General features: G+C 42.6%; 17 protein-coding genes. 8 read left to right on the forward strand and 9 right to left on the reverse strand.

The features are described 5' to 3' along the window. Positions 1-19: 19 nt before the first annotated feature. Both QJS82_RS10245 and coaD read right to left on the reverse strand, forming a co-directional pair. Positions 20-268 carry a YfhL family 4Fe-4S dicluster ferredoxin gene (locus QJS82_RS10245; protein WP_201562243.1) on the reverse strand — a complete coding sequence of 83 codons (249 nt, stop codon included), beginning with the start codon at positions 266-268 and terminating at the stop codon, positions 20-22. A gap of 184 nt (positions 269-452) precedes the next feature. Continuing rightward, on the reverse strand, positions 453-962 hold the full coding sequence (coaD, locus tag QJS82_RS10250) for a pantetheine-phosphate adenylyltransferase (RefSeq protein ID WP_201629661.1): 510 nt from the start codon (positions 960-962) through the stop codon (positions 453-455). A gap of 310 nt (positions 963-1272) precedes the next feature. Between coaD and smpB the strand changes: the two genes are divergently transcribed. Then, entirely contained in the window at positions 1273-1749 is a 477-nt protein-coding gene (gene smpB / locus QJS82_RS10255) for an SsrA-binding protein SmpB (protein WP_068405891.1), read from the forward strand. A 117-nt stretch (positions 1750-1866) separates the two neighbouring features. Here smpB and rarD read toward each other — a convergent pair whose 3' ends face one another. Then, positions 1867-2889, reverse strand: a complete 1023-nt coding sequence (gene rarD, locus QJS82_RS10260) for an EamA family transporter RarD (protein ID WP_281490401.1) — start codon at positions 2887-2889, stop codon at positions 1867-1869. Positions 2890-3133: 244 nt separating this feature from the next. On the opposite strand from rarD, the gene QJS82_RS10265 reads away from it, so the two are divergent. From QJS82_RS10265 to QJS82_RS10285, 5 genes are all read left to right on the forward strand, one after another. Beyond that, positions 3134-3601, forward strand: a complete 468-nt coding sequence (locus QJS82_RS10265; protein ID WP_201619853.1) for an Lrp/AsnC family transcriptional regulator — start codon at positions 3134-3136, stop codon at positions 3599-3601. 155 nt (positions 3602-3756) lie between these two features. After that, a complete protein-coding gene (locus QJS82_RS10270; RefSeq protein ID WP_281490402.1) occupies positions 3757-4536 on the forward strand; it encodes a YidX family protein in 780 nt (259 codons plus the stop codon). A gap of 231 nt (positions 4537-4767) precedes the next feature. Beyond that, positions 4768-7215, forward strand: a complete 2448-nt coding sequence (locus QJS82_RS10275; RefSeq protein WP_281490403.1) for a YgiQ family radical SAM protein — start codon at positions 4768-4770, stop codon at positions 7213-7215. 461 nt (positions 7216-7676) lie between these two features. Next, the gene (locus QJS82_RS10280) at positions 7677-8084 is read left to right on the forward strand and encodes a hypothetical protein (protein ID WP_201562257.1); all 408 of its coding nucleotides are present in this window, start codon (positions 7677-7679) and stop codon (positions 8082-8084) included. 270 nt (positions 8085-8354) lie between these two features. Beyond that, a complete protein-coding gene (locus QJS82_RS10285) occupies positions 8355-8888 on the forward strand; it encodes a hypothetical protein (protein WP_281490404.1) in 534 nt (177 codons plus the stop codon). A 104-nt stretch (positions 8889-8992) separates the two neighbouring features. Here QJS82_RS10285 and herA read toward each other — a convergent pair whose 3' ends face one another. The 5 genes from herA to QJS82_RS10310 form a co-directional block, all read right to left on the reverse strand. Next, complete coding sequence (herA, locus tag QJS82_RS10290; RefSeq protein WP_281490405.1) at positions 8993-10735, reverse strand: anti-phage-associated helicase HerA; 1743 nt, start codon at positions 10733-10735, stop codon at positions 8993-8995. Continuing rightward, the gene (locus tag QJS82_RS10295) at positions 10735-11946 is read right to left on the reverse strand and encodes a DUF4297 family anti-phage-associated protein (RefSeq protein WP_281490406.1); all 1212 of its coding nucleotides are present in this window, start codon (positions 11944-11946) and stop codon (positions 10735-10737) included. The genes herA and QJS82_RS10295 overlap by 1 nt, the downstream gene beginning before the upstream one ends. A gap of 134 nt (positions 11947-12080) precedes the next feature. Further along, positions 12081-14180 (reverse strand): NAD-dependent DNA ligase LigA, encoded by a 2100-nt coding sequence (ligA, locus tag QJS82_RS10300; RefSeq protein ID WP_281490407.1) that lies wholly within the window; start codon positions 14178-14180, stop codon positions 12081-12083. A 223-nt stretch (positions 14181-14403) separates the two neighbouring features. Next, entirely contained in the window at positions 14404-15420 is a 1017-nt protein-coding gene (locus QJS82_RS10305) for a cell division protein ZipA (RefSeq protein WP_201629730.1), read from the reverse strand. A 202-nt stretch (positions 15421-15622) separates the two neighbouring features. Then, entirely contained in the window at positions 15623-19579 is a 3957-nt protein-coding gene (locus QJS82_RS10310) for an AAA family ATPase (protein ID WP_281490408.1), read from the reverse strand. Positions 19580-19718: 139 nt separating this feature from the next. Between QJS82_RS10310 and QJS82_RS10315 the strand changes: the two genes are divergently transcribed. Then, positions 19719-20018, forward strand: a complete 300-nt coding sequence (locus QJS82_RS10315) for a DUF4298 domain-containing protein (protein WP_281490409.1) — start codon at positions 19719-19721, stop codon at positions 20016-20018. Positions 20019-20026: 8 nt separating this feature from the next. Here QJS82_RS10315 and QJS82_RS10320 read toward each other — a convergent pair whose 3' ends face one another. Beyond that, positions 20027-20830 carry a sulfite exporter TauE/SafE family protein gene (locus QJS82_RS10320; RefSeq protein WP_281491712.1) on the reverse strand — a complete coding sequence of 268 codons (804 nt, stop codon included), beginning with the start codon at positions 20828-20830 and terminating at the stop codon, positions 20027-20029. 178 nt (positions 20831-21008) lie between these two features. Between QJS82_RS10320 and QJS82_RS10325 the strand changes: the two genes are divergently transcribed. Then, positions 21009-21959 carry a biotin--[acetyl-CoA-carboxylase] ligase gene (locus QJS82_RS10325; RefSeq protein ID WP_281490410.1) on the forward strand — a complete coding sequence of 317 codons (951 nt, stop codon included), beginning with the start codon at positions 21009-21011 and terminating at the stop codon, positions 21957-21959. Positions 21960-21970 lie beyond the last annotated feature (11 nt).

Below are 21970 nucleotides of genomic sequence, written 5' to 3' on the forward strand. Positions count from 1 at the left end.
TAGTATAATCTGCAACGCATTACTGACCGGTAATGCGTTTGTATTTGGCGAGCAAATCACTCTCATTTTCGACATGGTTTGGGTCATGAGGAATGCAGTCAACCGGACAGATGACCACGCATTGCGGCTCATCAAAGTGGCCGACGCATTCGGTGCATAAATCAGGGTCAATGACATAAATATCATCGCCTTCTGAGATCGCTTCATTGGGGCAAGCAGGCTCGCATACATCACAATTGATGCATTCATCGGTAATTAATAACGCCATAAACTGCTCCTTATTTGCTAGCAGCTGATAATAAATGAGTACATTCGTTATTTACTACTAAACTCAATCTTTAACATTCAGCCAATATTGAATGCTCACTTAGCGAAAGTTCATTTAGTAAACGCTCAACTTAGTAAGCACTTAACTTAGTAAGCACTTAGCTTAGTAAATATTCAGCTTAATACTAACTACTGAGTTTTTGTATAAAGGCTTCTGAGACGCATGGTGGCACAAACTTGGTCACATCACCGCCAAGCTTGGCAATCTCACGAATCATCGTCGATGAGATAAACGAGTAATTCTGTGATGGCGTTAAAAATACCGCTTCAAAGTTTTCATCAAGCTCACGGTTCATATTGGCAAGCTGAAACTCGTATTCAAAGTCTGACATGGCTCGCAAGCCGCGCAATACCGCCGTGGCGTTCTTTTCGCGCATAAAATCGACTAGCAAGCCTTCAAAGCCAATCACCGACACTTGCGGTAAATCAGCAAATACCGTTTCGACCAAGGCAACGCGCTCCTCAAAATCAAACAACGGCTTTTTATGATGTCCTGAGGCAACCGCGATGACCACCTCGTCGAACAGTTTCGTCGCCCGTTTAACCAAGTCTACATGACCATTGGTAATAGGATCAAAGGTACCAGGGTATAAAATCTTAGTATGCAGTTTTGATGAAGTAGCAGAAAGGCTCATAACAGGACTAATATGGTTAATGGTAATGCCCCATATGCTAGCAAATTTTACTCAAACTTAATACTTATCTGCTACATTTGTCCTAACAGCCGCTTTACCTTTTCGCTGTCTGCTTTGCTACAATAGTCGGTTCGACTCATCCCTTTTGCTCCGCTTGATTTGCCATGCTCGATATGACAAACCAGCATGACAAAAAAAATCCCTATTAAAGGGTTAGGATGAGGAATAGTTAGACTGGGACACTGTATGTTGATGCGATACGAGAACAAGATATCCAAAAACAATATATTAAAGTCCTTATGGAGAAATTATGTCAAAAAAATCAAAAAAACCTGACAATCAAATTTGCGCCAATAAAAAAGCTCGTCATGAGTATTTTATTGAAGAGACGTTTGAGGCAGGTCTATCGTTACAAGGTTGGGAAGTGAAGGCCATTCGTGCCGGTAAAATGACCATTACCGAAGCGTATATTATCTTTCGTAATAATGAGGCGTTTTTGTTTGGTGCCCATATTCAGCCGCTGCTCTCAAGCTCAACGCATGTGAGCCCTGATAGCATTCGTACCCGTAAGCTGCTGCTCAATCGCCGTGAAATCGAAAAACTCATGGGTGCGGTCAATCAAAAAGGCTATGCTTGTGTGCCGTTATCTTGCTACTGGAAAAACTCTTTAGTGAAATGCCAAATTGCGCTTGCCGTTGGTAAAAAACAGCATGATAAACGTAAAACCCTTAAAGACCGCGACTGGGAACGTGATAAACAACGCGGCTTTAAACAGCATTTAGATTAAAAGACGCTATCAGCGATTGATTTTAATCTAATGTAAAAAGGACGATTCAGCATACTGTTGAATCGTCCTTTTTTATTTGGCAAATAAATTAAATCAATCAATTTAGTTCATTAACCTCTAAATTGTTTGAACCGTTTTGCTCGTTTTCGATTGTTTATGAGCACGGCGTAATTGACGGATACCATGCTCAATTAAGCAAGCTATACCCAGCCAAATCAGACCATAGCTATAAATCATCGCTGATTCAAAAGGATTGCCCAATATCGTAATGGCCAAGATAAATAATAAAGCGGGCTCTATATAGCTCATCATACCGTAGACATTAACGGGGAGCATTTGACTGGCATCGACATTGGTTTTCATCGCAATCACACTAAGCACGCCAAGTCCTGCCAGCATCATGATAAAAAATCCCGAACCGCCAACTATTTCTAAACTGCTCGGTGCAATAAAAAACAAATAAGCAACGGCAAAAGGCGCAAAGATGGTCAAATCTACCAATAATCCAGTAATCGCGCCAATACCTTGCAAACGGCGCAAAATATAATAAATAGGATAAGTGCCGCAAACCCATAACGTCGCCCACGATATGCTTTGGGTGCGCACAATCTCACTGCCCACACCGACAGCGGCAAATGCAACCGCCAACCATTGCAAGCGGCTTAATCTCTCACCAAATAAGACGCAGCCAAATATCACCATCATCAGTGGAAAGAGAAAATAACCCATTGCGGTTTGTACGCCTTGGCCATTGACTGGTGCCCACATAAACAGCCAAAACTGACTTAAAAATATTGGCGATGGCAATAGCAACCAAGCCCACTGCTTAACGGTTCGGAGCGCTCTCAACTTATTAATATGCAAACCCAAGCGCCCGCTAATCACAAGATAGCCGATTAGTGCTGCCCACATTGCCAACATCCGCCAGATAAAAACTTGGGTGCCAGATAAGGGCGCCAAAAAACTACTATAGGCATAAAGCACACCAAACAACAGATTTGATAATATCGCCAATGCCACGCCCATGATTAGCGTGCGCTGTTGTTTGCTACCAGCTGTCCACACCGCAGGCAATGGCAGACGCGAAACCGTATTGTCTAACGTATTAATAAAGACATGAGATAACGTTGAGTGAGACATAATAAACACCGTAAGTATAAATAAACGTTAGATAAACCAATTGCTTTTTATTTTGCTTGTCAGCTTGGATGAGTACGGTGTATTTTACGGTGGTATAAAGAGAAATTATCTCTATATAGACAAAGTTATGAGTAAAATTATCCATTTTATGATTAAACTGTGCCTGTTTTCTTATATTCATAATTTATAACGATAATATCTATAATAAACTTTAAATAATTATGATTTTTTAGAGCTAAATGCTATGAGCCATATTTTAGACGATACCGATAAAGCCATTTTAAATTTGCTACAGGACGATGCGAGCTTACCGTTAAAAACGGTGGCAGAACGCGTGCATGTCTCTATCGCTACGGCTCAGCGCCGCATTCAGGCATTGATAGATAACGGAATAATTACCAAACAAGTCGCTATCGTTGACCCAAATAAGGTAGGTTATGGGCTTACGGCAGTGGTAATGATAGAGATGTCGCGCTCCAATACCTCGATGCAGCATAGATTTGAGCGCTTAATGCATGATCAGCCACGGGTGATGAGCTGTTATGAAGTGTCCGGCGATGCGGATTTTATGTTGATGGTCAATGCCAAAAATATGAATGACTATCATGAATTTACGCGTAATTTGCTGACTTACGAGAACAATGTACGTAGCTTTAAAAGCCAATTTGTGATGAACTTTACCAAAAGTGGTACCAAGATTTTGTTGGATTAATTTGATGAGAAACGGAGTTTCGCTTTTTAATTAGCTGTAGCTAAGCGGTGATTAAACAAGGTACGATAGCAGTTAAAGTTTAAGAAATTATCAGTATGTAAATATCGCTTAAAAGCAAAATCCAATCATAGTCAACGTAGACAAGGAAGCCTCACATGACTAACAACACCATTCCTACCAATAAAAAAAACAATGATGCAGCGCTAAAATTATTCAGCTTAAAGCCATTGAACCGAAAAACACTATATCTAAAAACACTGCTAACAGGTGCATCACTTGCGGCATTACTCGTAAGCTCAGGTTGCGCAACCAGCTCTTTACTAGAAAGTGACAATCATGTCAGCACTACAAGTACCAAGCAAATCTTATCTGAAGACCAGATTGTGGCCTTTGGTCGTCCTGCCCAAGCATTACCAAAAACGCCAAACGCGACCATGGTCATCGTCGGTGAAAAGAACAGCTATGTGCTGACCCAAGGCGGGACAGAAATGATTGGCTTATTAAGCAATCTGACGCCAAAAAACATCCATGTTGATAATGATATGAGCTTTTTTGTACCCAATAACGATGGCTATTTTCAGGGTGAAATGAAGCTTTCTTACGCCAAATTAAAAGATGAATTCCAGCGCTCAGATTATCAATTCTTTTTGCAAAATAATGGTCGCGACTGCACTTCAGCCAGCGACCAACGCATCAATGCTCAGCGCTTTTGTTTTAACGTGCCTGTCAAAGGCGCTATCTATCCGCAAGTGAGTAATTTAAGCTTGATTCAAGCCAATTATCGCGCTCTAACCAAGCCTTATATGGTCAGTTTTTATACTCAAAGTCAGCAAAAACAAGTGTCTCGTAGTGGCAATACGGCGCAAAAGCTGGTCTTACTGCCCTTTGCACTTGCTTTTGATGTCGTCACTTTCCCATTCCAGTTATTACAGTAGTAAATCTTTCATGCTAACAATGGCCTAAATTAAGAGGGTTTCCAAGTTTCTAGGAATCCTTTTATTGGTATATTATCTTACGCTATCAATAACTTATCGCTAATCCTTTATCATCGTTTATCACATCCTGAGCGTAATTCATGTTAAAATGAGCGCTTTTAAATTAGCCGTTAATATTTCTGATAAATAACGGCTTTTTTTAGTGCCATTTTCTAATTAACAGGTCCGCTCATGTCTGCCGATACCATCGCCCGTACCGCCTTTAAACAAGGCACCAAACCACTTTACGACTACGACAAACATTGGGCGAGCTGCTACGAGCCTGCGCCTTATTTGCCGATGAGCCGCAAAGAGATGGACGATTTGGGCTGGGATGCCTGTGATGTCATCATCATCTCAGGCGATGCCTATGTCGACCATCCAAGCTTTGGCATGGCGATTATCGGTCGTCTCTTAGAAGCGCAAGGCTTTCGCGTCGGTATCATTGCCCAGCCAGATTGGAAGAGCAAAGATGCCTTTATGGAGCTTGGTAAACCGGTTTACGCGTATGGCGTGACCGCTGGCAACATGGACAGCATGATTAACCGTTATACCGCTGACCGCAAAATCCGTAGCGATGATGCTTACTCGCCGGGTAACGTGGCTGACAAACGCCCTGACCGCGCGGCCATCGTTTATAGCCAGCGTTGCCGTGAAGCTTATCCTGATGTGCCAATTATCCTAGGCGGTATCGAGGGCAGCTTACGCCGTATCGCCCATTATGACTATTGGTCAGATAAAGTCCGCCGCAGTATTTTGATCGACGCCCGTGCCGATGTCTTATTGTATGGTAACGCTGAGCGTGCCATCGTCGATGTGGTACATGGTCTCTCAAAAGGCTACACGTTTGAGCAAATGAGCAAATTGCGCGGTACGGCGTATTTATTGACCCCGACTCGTCGCCATTGGCAAGCAGGCATGACTGAAGTTGCCAGTAATGATGTCGATACCGTCGGTCGCGTCGATCCAATTATCAATCCATACGTGATGACCGAAGACGTTGATAGCTGCAAAATTGAACAAGAAAAGCCATCTGATTCACCGGTCGGACAAGCTATGACGGGCATGTCCGCGCAGTATCAGGGCTTTGTTGCAGAACCTGTGACCAATAAAGTATTGAATGCTGAGCAAGTGGACGAAGAGACGCAAGTGGTACAAATGCGCGGCTTTAATAAACCGATGACGGCGCGTAAGCATAAAATTAAAATGCCGCCACGTGAGCAAACCGTTATTCGTCTGCCTGATTATGAGCACGTCAAATCTGACCCTGTTTTGTACGCTCATGCCAGCCGTATCTTACACCTTGAGACCAACCCCGGTAACGCGCGGGCTTTGGTGCAGCGTCATAGTAGCGGTGCTGGTAATTCGCATACCTCGATTGACGTTTGGCTTAATCCGCCACCGATTCCGCTTTCAACCGAAGAGATGGATTACGTCTTTGATTTGCCGTATGCACGCCTACCGCATCCAAGCTATGGCGATGCGCGCATCCCTGCTTATGACATGATTAAGTTTTCAGTCAATATCATGCGCGGCTGTTTTGGTGGTTGTACGTTCTGCTCGATTACCGAGCACGAAGGTCGTATTATTCAAAACCGCTCAGAAGAATCCATCTTGCGTGAAGTCGAAGCGATTCGTGATACTGCGCCCAACTTTACCGGTGTTATATCCGACCTTGGTGGTCCAACGGCCAATATGTATCGTCTCAACTGTAAAGATGAAACCATTGAGAAAAACTGCCGCAAGCCATCATGCGTTTATCCTGATGTTTGCGAAAACCTGATTACCGATCACAGTAATTTGACTCAGCTATACCGTAAAGCGCGTGATATCAAAGGCGTGAAAAAGATTCTTATCGCCTCAGGTTTGCGTTATGACTTAGCGATTAAAGACCCTGAATATGTCAAAGAATTGGTCAGTCATCACGTCGGTGGTTACCTAAAGATTGCCCCTGAGCATTCAGAAGAAGCGGTTCTGTCAAAAATGATGAAGCCCGGCATGGGCAATTATGATAAATTCAAAGCCATGTTTGAGCAGTACAGCCAAGAGGCTGGCAAAGAGCAATATCTGATTCCTTACTTTATCGCCGCCCATCCCGGCACCAAAGATGAAGATATGATGAACCTTGCGCTGTGGCTAAAAAGCCACGGTTACCGCGCTGACCAAGTGCAGGCGTTTTATCCAAGCCCGATGGCGACCGCGACCACCATGTATCATACCCATAAAGACCCGCTGCATAAAATCAGCCGTGACGAAGGTGACATGGATATCGTCAAATCTGGCAAGCAACGTAAATTACATAAAGCTTTCTTACGCTATCACGATCCAAAAAACTGGGTACTATTGCGTAAAGCGCTGCAAGATATGGGACGTAGTGACTTGATTGGTAAAAACCGTGGCTGCTTAATTCCGCCATTTAATGCCAGTTTAGAAGGTCGCGATGCGGCGCAAGACAGCTATCAATCGGCGCGTAAAAAGAACAGCCGCTTGGGTAATGACTCAGTGAAGCGCAGCAATAATAGTCCTAGCGCTGCAAAAAACACCTCAGGTAAAAACACTTCTGGTAAGAATACCAAGAAAGTCAGCAAAGGTAACTTTCAAACGCAGCATACTGGTCTGCCACCGCGTAAGACCAAATAAATTAAATAGCTGTCAGTGAAATAGCTATTAGCGATTGCTGCTAAATAAGTTAGAAATTTTTAGTTAAGCTCAAACCAAAGCGCCTATCGGCTCAGCAGTCGATAGGCGCTTTTTTATATTCTTGATGTTTTATATTTTTGATAAAAGTCGGCTGACTTCTTTGCCTATTTCCATAGCTATATATTTGCCGCTTCACTAATTTAAGCTTAGCTATTTTACAAAGGCTGTTAAGTGCAGCGTTACATTAGTCAGTGTTTTAGTAACTTAGTGAACACGTAACAAACAATTTCTAACATTATGCGGAAAGCCTTTTCGATAACATATGCGCTATATGCTTAACGCATAGTGAAAAAATACATTGTTCAAAAAGCATAGTTCAAAAAGCATAGGTTAAAAAAGTATAGGTAAAACCCCTAGTTAAAAATAAATATATTATAAATTATATAATTTTGGAGACAACCATGAACACCCTAACTAAATTTGCTGTTGCCCTACCTACTCTTGCTCTACTAAGCGCATGTGCGACTACCGCACCTACTACCCCAAATAAAACCCCAGCTTCGGAAAGCGTGACCGATGTCGCTTATGACCGTATGGCGCCAGCACCTTATACTTGTACTGATGGCAGCAAAATCTTGGCAAAACAGTCAATCAATAAAAAACAAGTCATGCTAGACGCGACGTTGCCTAAAGTGAACTGGGCAAATCAGCCAATCATCCTAAATGGTGGCGTCCAAGGTGATACCGCAAGCTATGTCAACGAATCAAACTCTGAAGTCGTCTATGCATGGCACATGAAAGGCGACAAAGGTATCTTTGCGATGAAATGGGCTGACGGTAAAGAATACCAAGTAAACTGCCAAATCTAAGCAGCTGATATAGATATTAAAACTAAAGCATTATAATTATTAAACAGTCATCAAACGGTGGCTGTTTTTTTATGGCTGTAAGCTTAAAAACATCCTTGCCAATATGTTATTTTTATCCCAGCTATCTTTCATTTGATAATAATAAGAAATAGCCTTTTGCAGCATTTAGCTAGAGAAGCACGCTGAAAGCTGTCAAAATAGCCCATCTATAAGAATAGCTTATGACCCATAAATAAAGAGGACAACTCAATGGTAAAGCGCTTATTAAGTATGATGATAATAGCTAGTGCAGGCATGTTGACGCTGACGGGCTGCGATAATAGCGCTGACAATTCTAATGGCACTGATAGCGTTGATAGTTCTGATAAAACTTCTGTAACCGCAGCAACATCTGAGGCGGCAAAAGTTAATACTATCGATTGGTCATTGGTCGCAAGCGGCGAAAAAGCTGTTGACCCTGCCAATTATAAATATCCGTTTGCGCTCGATAGCCAAAATGTGCGCGATTATGCGGAATATTTCGATGTGGATAATGCCACCGCGCAGCACAATCTGACGATAAGTATGGCAAGCAATGAAGCGCTGTCAAAGCTGCTCGATCAGCTTAGCGATAGCTATACCTCACATGAAATCATTGATAGTAAAGACATGAAACTTATCATCCATACCACGCCTGATGTCGCTGCCAGTAGCTATGACTATGTACTGTCCGATGACTTTGCGAAAGGATTGGTATTACCTATCGTGATTCAGCCAGATAGTAAGAAAAGTGATGTGAAGGTGCATGGTGAGGTGGTGGAGTAGAGATTGGTAACAAAGACTTCGCTTCCTTCTGGCTTATAAGGTGCGCCTCGCGCACCAATAAAACATGAAAAACCATATAGTAAAGAATATTTCAAAATTTTAATTTATTTATACCATTCTTTTTTTATAGCTTCAAAATCTAGGTCTTTCCATTCCTCTTTCCAGAGTTTCCAATAAGGAATATCATTTGATAACGGCGGATTGTCAGATTGGTCAATTTGAACAATTGAAGGTAGCACGACAGATTCACCTAACAGTAAACCTTCACCTGCTTTAAACGAAGGCATCATGTTTATTAGATTACCTAAAGTATCAGGTAATAATTTTTTTACATAATTCTGATCATTCGGGTTCGTCAATCTCATAGCAATGAAATTATTACATTGAGAAAAAATAGTTTCAGATATTTCTGATGGTCTTTGACTAGCCAAAAGTAAGGAAATTCCATATTTCCTCCCCTCTTTAGCAATCCGTTCAATCGACTGTTTAGATGAACGAAACTTTATCAAATCACTTTTTGGAACGTACTTGTGTGCCTCTTCATACACTAATAGAATTGGCACATCATTATTGATAGTTTCATCAGGATTCTCTTCACATCTCAAGCGTTTATATATATAACCATATTCAAATATAATTCTTGAAATTAATGAAACTGTGACACTCAGAACCTCAAACGGAACTCCACTCAAATCAATAATGGTTACATTAGAATTATTTTCCTTAGAACATCCCATTAATTGCTTTAATGTATCTTCGAAGCTTATTTCTTTAGATTTTTTTCCTAATAAAAAATCTAATCGCTTATCATTAATTTTATTCTCAAGACGATTCAAGAAATTTATTAATTTACCATTTAATGTTCCAGTAGCTGTAGGAGTAATGCACTCAATATCATCATTAAATAGTTCAAATATAGTGTTTTCTGAAAAATCAAAAACATCGCCGTTAGGCTTTTTCCATGAAATTTTATTATTCTTATCTTTACCCTCATTATTTCTATTATTAACGTAAATCAACAAATCATTTAAATCAAAGAAAGATGGGAAGTCATAATGTATTTTAGAAGATTCAGATACATCGTGATGGTAATACTTTCTATTACTCACAATTGCTTGTTTAAAAACATTTCTCTGGTTATGATCATTTACCTCGGTATCTAAAAATAAGTCCTCTAATTCATCACTATTGAGCATCCAGTAAGGTAGAACTAAACTACTTATATCTAAGATATTTGCATTTGGAAATGCAGATTTATATTCAGAATGTATATCAAAAATAATTATTTGAGAGTTATTTAACTCGAAGTCTCCACTTTTTTGTGAAACTGCTTTCTGAAGTATAGTTGAAACTGTATGAGATTTACCTGAACCCGTTGATCCCACAATAGCGATGTGCTTATTAAAGAACTTATTACCATCTACAGGAACGCTGATATTTCTGTTTGAGGATAGCTTAGAGAAACAAAAACTATTCTCTATTTCAACAGAATTTTCATAAATCTTTTTAATATCTTCGATAGTAGCAGGTTCAACAGTTTTAGGTGGAATGGCTATTGAATCTCCACCGCGAACAAACTTATCATTTTTAATAATACCCAACGGGTATGCTTCTAATAAATACCTGCGTTTTCCTTCATCACTTACTTCAATTGAGAAGTTTTCAATAATACCAATAAGTACAACGTTTTCGTTATCCGAAATTCTTAGATATGATCCAACTTTAAGAGATTCATTAGCTAGGCTAAATTCCTTTAAATCATCAACAGATATTTTTACTTTATCTGGATATACAGCAATAACTTCAGCATTTAATTTGTTAACAGTATTCAGAGCTATCGTAGTCATTAAATTATTTCCTTAATATCACTAGCTTCCTTTAGTTCAATTTTAATGTGCTTTATGCTACTATTATTGTAGTGGAAAAAAGGTTCTTTTAAATAAAACTGATAGATATGTACTATGTTACTGCAAGCTTCTAGCATAGTTTCTAAATCTTCACTATTGTTTAAGAATTTAAAATATATTGGATTTTCAGAGCTGATAGGTTCTAACATTAAATTTGTGGAGAACTTGTCTCCTTGAAATTCATAACCATCAATACAGCGCTTACCTGAACTCTTCATTATTTTCTTTACTTCGAGTATTTCTCTTTCGTCTATTTTGGATATAAAGATAAATGGGCAGAATTTTTCGGGCATCCTTCTAGTAACTTTACTATATTTATTAGAAATGATTAGTATCAGTTCTATTAAATCTGCTCTACTATATTTTTCGATGTTAACTTCAATCAGAAAAAACCTATCAAAAGCTTCAGTATTGAGGCTTGAAAAAAACTGGCTTCTTAGTTTTTTAAAATACTCAGTTCTTCCTTTCAACTTAAGAAACCATTTATTAAATACAATCTGTTTGTTATCTATTTTTATTAAAAACTCTGATTTTGAAACCTTTCTGTTACTAACATTGGATTCTACAGATAGTTTCTTTATTTCATTTAAAGCATTGTTATAGTAATAGTTTTCAGCTTCAAAGCTATCACAGCCAAAGATTTCTATCAATTTTTCACGTATCAATCCTAGTTGATGATCATACTCATAAGCATTAATATCAACATCTAAAATTGAAATAAACTGCACAAGCTCATCATCCGTAGCTACAAGGACTTCATGATACCTATGCTCAATCTTATTTTTCTCATAAGTAAGGAATTTAGACTTAAGAAAATCTAAATTTATTGGTAGTATTAATTTTTCTTGTCCAGATTTATAGTAACCATAAACCTTGTAACTAACTTTTTTACTATTATTTCTCTTTCGCTCAATAAAATCTTTTAGCATTAATCGAATGGGTTTAGCAATAACTGAGTGATTATATTCAGTTTTTTCATAATACTTGCATTGTACAGCAGTTGTTTCATCTGCTGCTTCGATATCGAGATCTTCTATTTCTTCAAGAGTTAATCTATTTTCTAAATTTTGCTGATTAAGAATTTGAAGAATAGTATAGTCAAATTGGTAAAAATACCCTTTGATTGTATGAATAGCACTTCTATCACTCACTTTAAATCCCTATCAAAATTACCTTAATATCAACCTAAGTAAATCTACCTTACTCTTGATATACGAGGTGAAGAAATATTTTACTAAATGCATCTTAATTAATGTAGCTACATTAGTAAACTAAATTTTGTTTTTTACTCCCTAACCAATGCCAAAAACTCTTCTTCACCCACTATATTAACGCCCAATTTTTCCGCTTTGGTGAGCTTCGAACCAGCTTTATCACCTGCCAATAGCGCGGTGGTTTTTACCGAGATACTGCCTGAGACTTTGGCACCGAGTGCTTGCAGTTTGGCTTTGGCTTCATCACGCGCCATGCTATCAAGCGCGCCCGTAATGACCCACGTTTGCCCATCGAGCGGCAATCCCTCTGACGCCACTTGCTCAACCTTATCCCAGTGCACGCCAGCTTCACGCAGTGCGGTGATGACTTCGATATTGTGCGGTGCGCGGAAGAACTTATAAGTCAGCTCAGCGGTGATTGCGCCAACATCAGGCGTTTGTAGGAGCTTGTCGATATCCGCTGTCATCAGGCTATCAAGATCGCCAAATTGCTGCGCCAAATTCTGTGCTGTTGTCTCACCGACGCCGCGAATACCAAGTGCATAGATAAAGCGTGCGAGCGTCGTCTGTTTGCTGGTTTCAATGGCGCTGAGGATATTTTGTACCGATTTTTCCCCTAGTTTTTCAAGCGTAATCAGCTCGTCTTGATGTTTATGCAACTGATAGATATCGGCAACAGTCTTTACCAAACCGTGCTCAAAAAAGCTAATCAGCCAACTTGCGCCTAAGCCATCGATATCCATCGCCCGACGCGAGACAAAATGAATAAGCGCTTCTTGCTGCTGCGCCGGACAAAATAAACCACCGGTACAGCGTGCTAACGCCTCACCTTCTGGCAATACCACAGGCGAGTCGCATACAGGGCAGGTTGATGGCAATTTAACGGGTTCAGAATCTGCTGGACGCTGATCTGTCCAAACGCGGGTGACTTTGGGGATGACATCGCCTGCACGGTGGACGCTGACCATATCGCCTGCGCGCACATCCAAGCGCTGAATTTCACCAAAGTTATGCAAGGTGACATTGCTAACCGTGACGCCGCCGACTTTGACTGGCTCCAACTTACCAACTGGGGTGATTTGTCCGGTGCGTCCCACTTGCCATTCGATATCATTTAGACGCGTCATGACGGTTTCGGCAGGGAATTTATAAGCGGTTGCCCAGCGCGGCTCACGCGATAAAAAGCCAAGCTGTTGCTGCAATGCCAAGTTATTAACCTTAATGACCATGCCATCAATTTCAAACGGCAGCTTACTACGCGTTTCAATCATCGACTCATAATAGGCTTGTGCTTCACGCGGGTTTTTTACCACTCTCACCGCGCTGACGCTAAAACCTATGTCACCAAGCCAAGCCAATGCCGCTGATTGGGTATCGATAGTCTCAGGTAGACCTTGATTGACTGAATAGCAGTAAAATGCCAGCGGACGGCTAGCAGCAATAGCGGGGTCAAGCTGACGTAAGCTACCAGCGGCGGCATTACGTGGATTGGCAAAGGTTTTATCGCCTTTTTCTTCCGCTAGGCGATTCAGGCGCTCAAAGCCTGCTTTTGGCATCAGCACTTCACCACGCACTTCCAACAACGGAATCTCGCTTGCCGCAGTAAGCCAAAGCGGCAGATTGCGAATGGTTTTGGCATTTTGGGTAATATCCTCGCCAGTTTGCCCATCACCGCGTGTCACTGCTTGGGTAAATTGCCCATAAGCGTATTTGAGTGACACCGCCAAGCCATCAAGCTTTAGCTCCATCTCATACTCAGGATTTTTCTGCGCATCATTAAGCCGATCATTAACGCGGCGCATAAAGGTATGCAACTCGTCATAATCAAAGACGTTGCCGAGCGATAACATCGGAATATCATGGGTAACTTGGGTAAAGGCTGACAGTGGCATATCGCCAACTTGATTGATTGGGCTATCCGGCTGTATTAAATCGGGATACTCTTCTTCAAGCTCTAATAAAGAGCGACGCAACTGATCGTATTCGCTGTCTTCTAAAATCGGATTGTCGAGCACATAATAAGCATAATTATGCGTCTTTAAATTATCAATAAGCGTGCGCATTTGGGTGACGATAGCAGCATCATTGCTTGCAGATTGTGCAGTATTACTGTCTTTATTCATCTCGTTATTCATGTCTTTAGAGGTAAGCGGTGCGATAGGATCAGTCATAGTCGGCGTCTTTTTTTTGCGATTCAAGATGCCGATATGATAACAAGTTTGCAGGATAATCGGATATGATTTTGTAGAAAACTAATTCTGTAGAAAATCGATTCTGTAGAAAACCAAGTTTATAGAAAATCAGGCGAATGAAACGCTCATCAACCGAAAACCAAAAAAGGCAAATAACGTCAAGCGCTATTTGCCTTTAGAAGTAATTTTAACTGTTTAGACTTTAACCTTCATAATCGCGAACTTGGTTACGCAATTGCTGCTTGTATTCAGGGGTAATTGGTTCGTTCTCTTCATCAAGCATAACGGCATCCAAATCACTTGCCATCATATAGGCGATGCTCATCATACTATCGAAGCTACGCAGCGCTTGTGGATGCGGCAAGGATAAAAATACCACCACGCCGTTATAAGTATTGGTCGCCACGCTATGCGGGTCAAAAGGCGCGATACCACTATCAGTAATGCCCATCATACTAAACCACAGCATGCCAGTGCCGTCTTTTTGCTCATAGCGATGGAACATATTCATCGCGCCATAGCGTAGACCGTATTTATCAATTAACGCTAATAAGTCGCGACCACGGATAATCGCGGCTGGGCGGTCACGGTATTGGTGCGGCAAAATGGTGATATTGATGTTGTCTTTGGCATTGATTAACGGACCGTTTTGCGCTTCATCAACCGGCTCTGAGAGATGCTGATCGAGTATCGGGCTATTATTATCAAAGCTTGGCTCGTCTGCGGTATCAATGACTGGCATCAGGCTATCGGTTGCAGAAACCAAGCTTGAAAACGCATCTGGCTCTTGCTCGATATTCATCTGCTCAGCAGTAAACGCAAACTCGCTATCATCGGCATGCTGCTGCTCATTTTGCCAGCGCGCATAGTCGGCGTCATCTATCACGTCATTATTAGTGTCATTTATCTCGCCATGACCAGCGGTCAGCTGTGCATCGACATGGGTATGCGTCTGGGTCAAAGTTTCTTCTTCAACGACTGCATCCAAATAACTGCGATCAGGACCGATACTGGTCTCGCCCGCGACCGTATCGTCTAAGTCTGGCTGATCAACGATATTGCGCTCATGGCGCGGTATGATAGGGATACCGTTTTTATCATAATTGACCGCGGCAGCCTCAGCAGTTTTGCGACGCTTAAAGCTGCGAATGACCATAAATAGCCCTGCAAGCACGATAAATGCGGCAATGGCGATTAATATAAACTGGATAGCGGTCATGAGAAATACATCCTAATATATGACAAAAGGGAAGATATAAGAGTGAATAAATGGCAATAGTCTAGCATGGCTGATTAATATCGTCACCATATAGTCATCGTTTATCATTAGTCCGAAATATTTGCGTGACTTTATATTCTAGCCCTAACTATACCACTAGCAATGGCTACCAGTTATCAATTATTTTATTACTGGGCTGCTCTTAATCAGAAAGGTAACGCGCGGCTTCATCGAGCGAGACGCTGACCAAGGTAGATATCCCCGCGCTTGGCATGGTAACACCTTTTAGCTCATCGGCAATCTGCATCGTCAGCTTATTATGACTGATAAAAATAAACTGCAAGTCGTCTGCTAACTCATGAATCAAGCTGGTAAAGCGAGCGACGTTGGCGTCATCAAGCGGCGCATCGACTTCATCAAGCACACAAAACGGTGCCGGATGCTGCTTAAATATCGCAAAAATTAAACTTAGCGCGGTCAAGGTTTTTTCACCACCGGAAAGCACAGCAAGGCGACTATTACGTTTGCCCTTTGGTTGCGCCATTAAAGTCAGCCCTGCCCGCCACTGTTCTGATTTTGGCGCATTAGCAGGCATATCGTCAGTATTTAGCGTTAAGCTTGCTTGCCCGCCACCAAAGACTTTGGCAAATAAATTGGCAAGCTCGTTATTGACCGCCTCAAGCGTCTGCATAAATAGCGTTTTGGTGGTTTCATCAATTGAGGCAATCGCCTCCGTTAACGTCTCCATACTAGCAGCAATGTCCGCTGTCTGCTGCGCGAGTGGCTCTAAACGCTCATTAACTTCTGCCAATTCTGCTACAGCAGCGAGATTGACCGCGCCAATTTTACCCAGCTGCTGCTCAAGCTTTGCGCGCTCAGAATTTAATTCTGCGATTTTATCTGGACGTACGCGGCGATCATGGGCAATAAAATCCGCCAATAAGTTTGACACGCTCATCACTTGTTGCTGATGCTGGGGCTGCTGCACTATATCCGATTGCGCTTTATATTTATAGCTAGCTTTATGGTAAGCATCTAGCGCTTCTTGCGTATGAGCACTGGCGTCGTCTAAACGCGCCGCACTTAAGGCCAGCTCAGTGGCGAGGCGGGCAAGCTCACTTTGCTGCGTTTGCAAGGTATTTTGCAGTGTATCTAATTCATTCTGCTGCTGACTATATTCCCCTTTAAGCGCCGTTAATACTGCCTCGCGTGTCGTTAATACTACTTGCTGCTCATCGCGTGCTTTCTGTGCTGTTTGCAATGCTGCTTGTAGTGCGGGCAGTTTATTTTGCTGCTGCTCATGACGCGCCTTTAGACTGTGCTCGCTTTGTAGCGATTTTTCATGCTGCGCAGTTGCCCGTTCAAGACTACTAGCGCTATGCTCTAAGCGCATCTCACTCTGCTGAATACGAAGCTGCAATGCTTGCCAAGCGTCATCATCCGTTTGACGCGCACGATTTAGCTCACTACGCTCAGACTGCAATTGCTGACTCAATGCACGAGCGTCGGCTATTTGCGGCGTCAGCGCTGCTATCTCGCTTTGGATCTGCTGCTGCTCATGATTTAGAGCCTGCTGCTCTTGCTCTAATTCTTGTTGTTCTTGCTCAAGAGCTACTTTATCAGCATTTAGACGCTGGCTGTCCGCTTGTAGACGTTCAACGTTGGCGCGCTTAGTGGTAAGCTGCTGCTGGTATTGATGCTTATCGCGGGTTAATTGTTCAGCCTGAGCGCGCGTTTCCTCTAAGCTGACATTTAACGCATCATAATTGCGATGGTTATTAGCGATGGTCTTTTTCTGATTCTCTACTTTACTTTCCAACTCTTCAAGCAAACCTTCTAAAGCTTGCAAACGGCTGCGCTGCTGTAAACGCTGGCTTAAGAATTGGCTATTGCTATTGTTTTGACCATTTTGCGCACCAGCAAATTTACTGAGATTGATCGTACCCTGACGACTGATAAGCCAACCATCCGAGGTTAGTAAAATGGCTGATGATGGCAGTGCTTTTAAAATCTCGGCAAGCGTATCAAGAGTCTGCTGATTATTAATTTCAGATTGCGCGATATATAAATAACATTGCCGCCAAAGCGCTAAGTGAGGGGTAGTAATCAGCTGTGATAAAGGCAGTATTTTATCAATTAAAGCATCTGGTAATTCGCTAATAAATAAATGGTCTTTAATCTCGCTTTGCTTAGCAGATAGCCACAGGCTATGACCAGTTTCTACTGGTGACTTCTCTTTCGTACTACTATGCGCATTTTGCGCAGTCTGATAAGTAAATAAATCTGTTAACTCGTGCTTAAGGGCTTGCCATAAGCTGTGCGGTTTCTCAGAATTATCGCTCGCGTTATCAATGCTTGGCTGCATGGTTTGGTTAGAAACCAGCACATGACTATCCAACCATAACCCCAATACACTATCGAGTAACTCGGAGTGCTGCTGCCCTTTTGCGCTTAACTCAATCTGCTCACGTAAGGTGGTAATGGCCAATCCGTTATAATCGCTGGCTATTTTGCCCTCTAAATCACTTTTAGCATTAGCAGTCTTTGCATTAACAAGCGGTTGCGATTTTGGTAGTGGTTTAGGATGCAATATCTTATGTAGAGTATCGTATTCCCCTGCCAAGACCGCATGACGTTTTTCATCCTCGCTTAACTCGCGCTGCTGCGTATGCAAACGTTGCTGTAAATCATGCGCTTGCGGTTGTAACTCTGACAGTCGTTCATCCACGCTATCTTGCTGGCGTTCAATCTGCTGTACCTGTTTATTTAGCTCAGCAACTTGTGTCTCTAACGTCAGCTGCAAGTTTTTTGCATCCGTTGGCGCTTGTCCATCATTGCTATTATTTAAAGATATAGATTGTTGTAATTGCTGCCATAAATCCTGCCAGTTTTGTTGGCGACGCTGCCATTTATCATGGTTTTGCTGCTGGCGTTTTTGTGCTTGGTTATTAATGGCTTGCTGCTGCTCAAGCGTACGTGCATTATCTTGCAGGCGTGATAGCTTATTTTGCGCATCATGGTAGGCGCGCTGTAATGGTTGCTCGTTGCGTTTATGCGAATCGCGTTTATTGGTTAACTCGCTAAGCTGTGGGCGCAAGCCTTCTAGCAAATTATGCTGCTCAGCCTGCTCGGTTTTTAAGCGCTCAATTTCATCGACTGCTTGCTGACGCTGCTGCTCCAAGCTGGTAAGTTGCTGTGCGATAACGTTTAATTGTGATTTGGCATCGCTAAGCTCATGCTCAGCTTGTTGATAGCTTAGCTGCTGCTGATAATGGCTACTTTGGGCATCGTCTTTGAGCCACTGCTCTTGATTGATATGGGCCGCAAGCTTATCTTGTTTGGCTTTTAACGTTTCATAGCTCGCTTGTAGTGTGGCGACCTCATTAGCGCTACGTTCATGGGCGATTTTTTGCTGCTGCTGATTATGCTTTGCTTGATATAACTGCTGAATGGCAAGTTGTTGTTTAATATCAGCAAGTGTTAACGCTAACTCTTCGTAACACTCAGCACTGGCGGCTTGCTTAGATAAGCGTTTTTGTTGGCTGACCAGCTCGCTTTGCATATCGTGCAGACGTGCTAAATTATCCTGCGTCTTCTCTAGCTTTTTTTGCGTCTCTTCACGGCGCGCTTGATAGCGTGAAACCCCTGCCGCCTCTTCGATAAACTCACGCAGCTGCAGCGGGCTAGATTCAACAATACGCCCAATCATACCCTGCTCGATGACCGCATAACTGCGCGCGCCAAGCCCAGTTCCCAAGAATACATCGACCACATCACGGCGACGACAGCGCGTACCATTGATAAAATAGTCTGAGCGCCCATCCAAATTTACCTGTCGGCGGACAGACAGCTCTTGATAGAGATTAAACTCATGGCGAATACCCGTCTGCTCATCTTGGGTATGCTCAAAAGTCAGCTCGACGCTGGCGACACTTTTGGCCGCTTTATCTTGCGTGCCAGCAAAGATGACATCACTCATCGCCCCGCCGCGTAATTGCTTGGCCGAAGTTTCGCCCAGCACCCAGCGAATGGCATCGATGACGTTGGATTTGCCGCAGCCGTTCGGCCCAACGATGGCGGTGATGCCATGACGGAAGGTAAAAGTCGTTGGATTGGCAAAGGATTTAAAGCCTGCCAGCTTTAGAGATTTTAGACGCATGAAGGATCAATAAACTTAGCAAAAACAGGCGGCTATTCTACCTCAAATTGTGCTAAATTTTTAGGGTTTGTGACAGATGCTATAATATGGCTCAAAATCAATATCATTAATTTAAACACTAAAAATTAAGAGAATTAAAATGACTAACTATAATCCGCAAGAACTACAACAAAAATATGAAGAATGGTGTGAGCTACATCGTAAACAGCTTGAGGCGCAGCAGCAGTTTTTGCAAGCTGAAACCTTGCTAAACGAGCTGAAAGATTACTATCTTAATCCGCAATGGATGGCGGATCGTGAAGCGGATCTGCCCATTGAGCACTCGGGTAAAGAGCACTCCATCTTTAGCGAAGATGCGCTATGGAATATGCTCACTGACCGTGACGAGCTGGCACGACAGTGGATGCGTTTGGGGCTTGATGCGATTGATAAGAAATAAGCCTTAGCCTAAATCACTCCAATACCACTTAACAACAGCTGCCCGCCAGCAAATAATAACAATATGCCAAAAGCACGCTTAAGCGTGAGCGCCGGCAATACATGGGCAAGCTTGGCACCGACCTTTGCCATCGCGAAACTAACGACGGAAATACATAGAAAACCCGTAATATGTACAAAGCCTATCGTACCCTGAGGCAGATTGACCACGTCTTGACCAAACCATGCAAAGCCTGCCGCGCCAGCCAATGCAATCGGTAGCCCGCAAGCCGCTGAAGTGCCAACCGACTGCTTCATTGGCAGTCCCGCCCAATTTAAAAACGGTACGGTCAAACTGCCACCACCAATCCCGAAGATAGACGATGCCATACCAATACCCGTACCCGCGCCAAACTGCACACCAGCTGACGGTAACGGCTTACCTATCTGCTCTTTGTTAGAGAAGAACAACATCTTTAACGCGACCAATAAAGCACCGACACCGATAATCGCTTGCAATACCTTACCGTCGATCATATCGGCAATGCCTGCCCCAACCAAACTACCGATGACCAAGCCCAACGCCATTTTTCGCCATACTTCCCAGCGTACACCGCCTCGCTTATTATGCGCAGTCAATGAGCTAATCGAAGTCACGACGATGGTCGCCAAGGAAGTGCCAATCGCTAAATGAGTCACCACTTCAGGAGGAAAGTGATACGCAGTAAAAATCCATACCAATGCTGGCACGATAATCATGCCGCCACCGACGCCAAACAAACCTGCGCTTACCCCAGCAAACGCTCCTGCAATGACAAACCACACATACAGCATCATAGTACTACCTTTTATAATGGTTATTTTTAGATGATAATAACCAGCGCCTGCGCGTCATTAGTATTTAAGTCGTGACAATTCTGCCGATGGCTGTCATTTTTAAAATTGCCTTAGTATATCAAATGCTATCTTAAAGACTCGATTAAACCTTATATGAACTACAGCGACTAAATTTATGCCGTTATCTATATCCATGCCGTCACCAGCCAATTATTCTGTCCATTTACCTGAGCTTACCCATCGTCATGTGACCAGCAGCGCCTCTACCAATAGTGAGCTGATAGACGCTGTGCAAGATACTACGCTTGACGCTACTGAGTTGCATCTATTAACAGCTGAGACCCAAAGTGCAGGACGTGGACAGCGCGGTCGTTCATGGCAATCACCGCGCGGCAATGCCTATCTGTCGTTATATCATCCAGTACACATGCCCATTAGCGGTTTATTATCGTTAATTATCGGCGTCGAGTTGGCAAAAATGCCTATTATCCAAAGGTTAAATGAACAATTACGCGCGCAAGGTTTAACTCCTATTGGCGTAAAATGGGCCAATGATTTGGGCTTTTATCAAAATTTACCTGAAGCAGATAAAGCTGAACCAGACACGCAAATCATCCAATTTAATAAGCTTGCTGGTATTTTAATTGAACCAGTATGGAAGGCAGGAAAATTGGTTGGCGTGGTCATGGGTGTTGGATTGAATGTACAAGCCACGCCAAAGCTAACCGCGCAGACTTGCGAAGGCATGAGTTATCAAGCCATTAGCTTGCAAGATATTTATGGAATGCTAGCGTCAGATAATGCGAACAGTCTACCAACCTTACAAACGCTTTATCAGCAAATTAGTGAAGCATTACTGGCGGCTATGACGCGCTTTGAGCATTTTGATATCGAAAGACCCACTGGGCATACCTACTATCTGGATAGCTTTTTGCAAGAGTTTGCGACGATGGATGCATTGGCGGGTCTGCGATTACGGGTCAGCCAAGACCATGATGATAAAGCGCATGTCATCACTGGTGACGCCTGCAGTATTGATACAAACGGCTGTTTGCAATTGCGCGAAGATAACGGTAAGATTTCTGCGCTTTTTACCGGTCGTATTGATGTGATTCCTGAAGCTTAAACCACATACTT

Origin of the sequence: Psychrobacter maritimus, assembly GCF_029953575.1 — a bacterium.
In the GTDB taxonomy this organism is placed as follows: Bacteria; Pseudomonadota; Gammaproteobacteria; order Pseudomonadales; family Moraxellaceae; genus Psychrobacter; species Psychrobacter maritimus.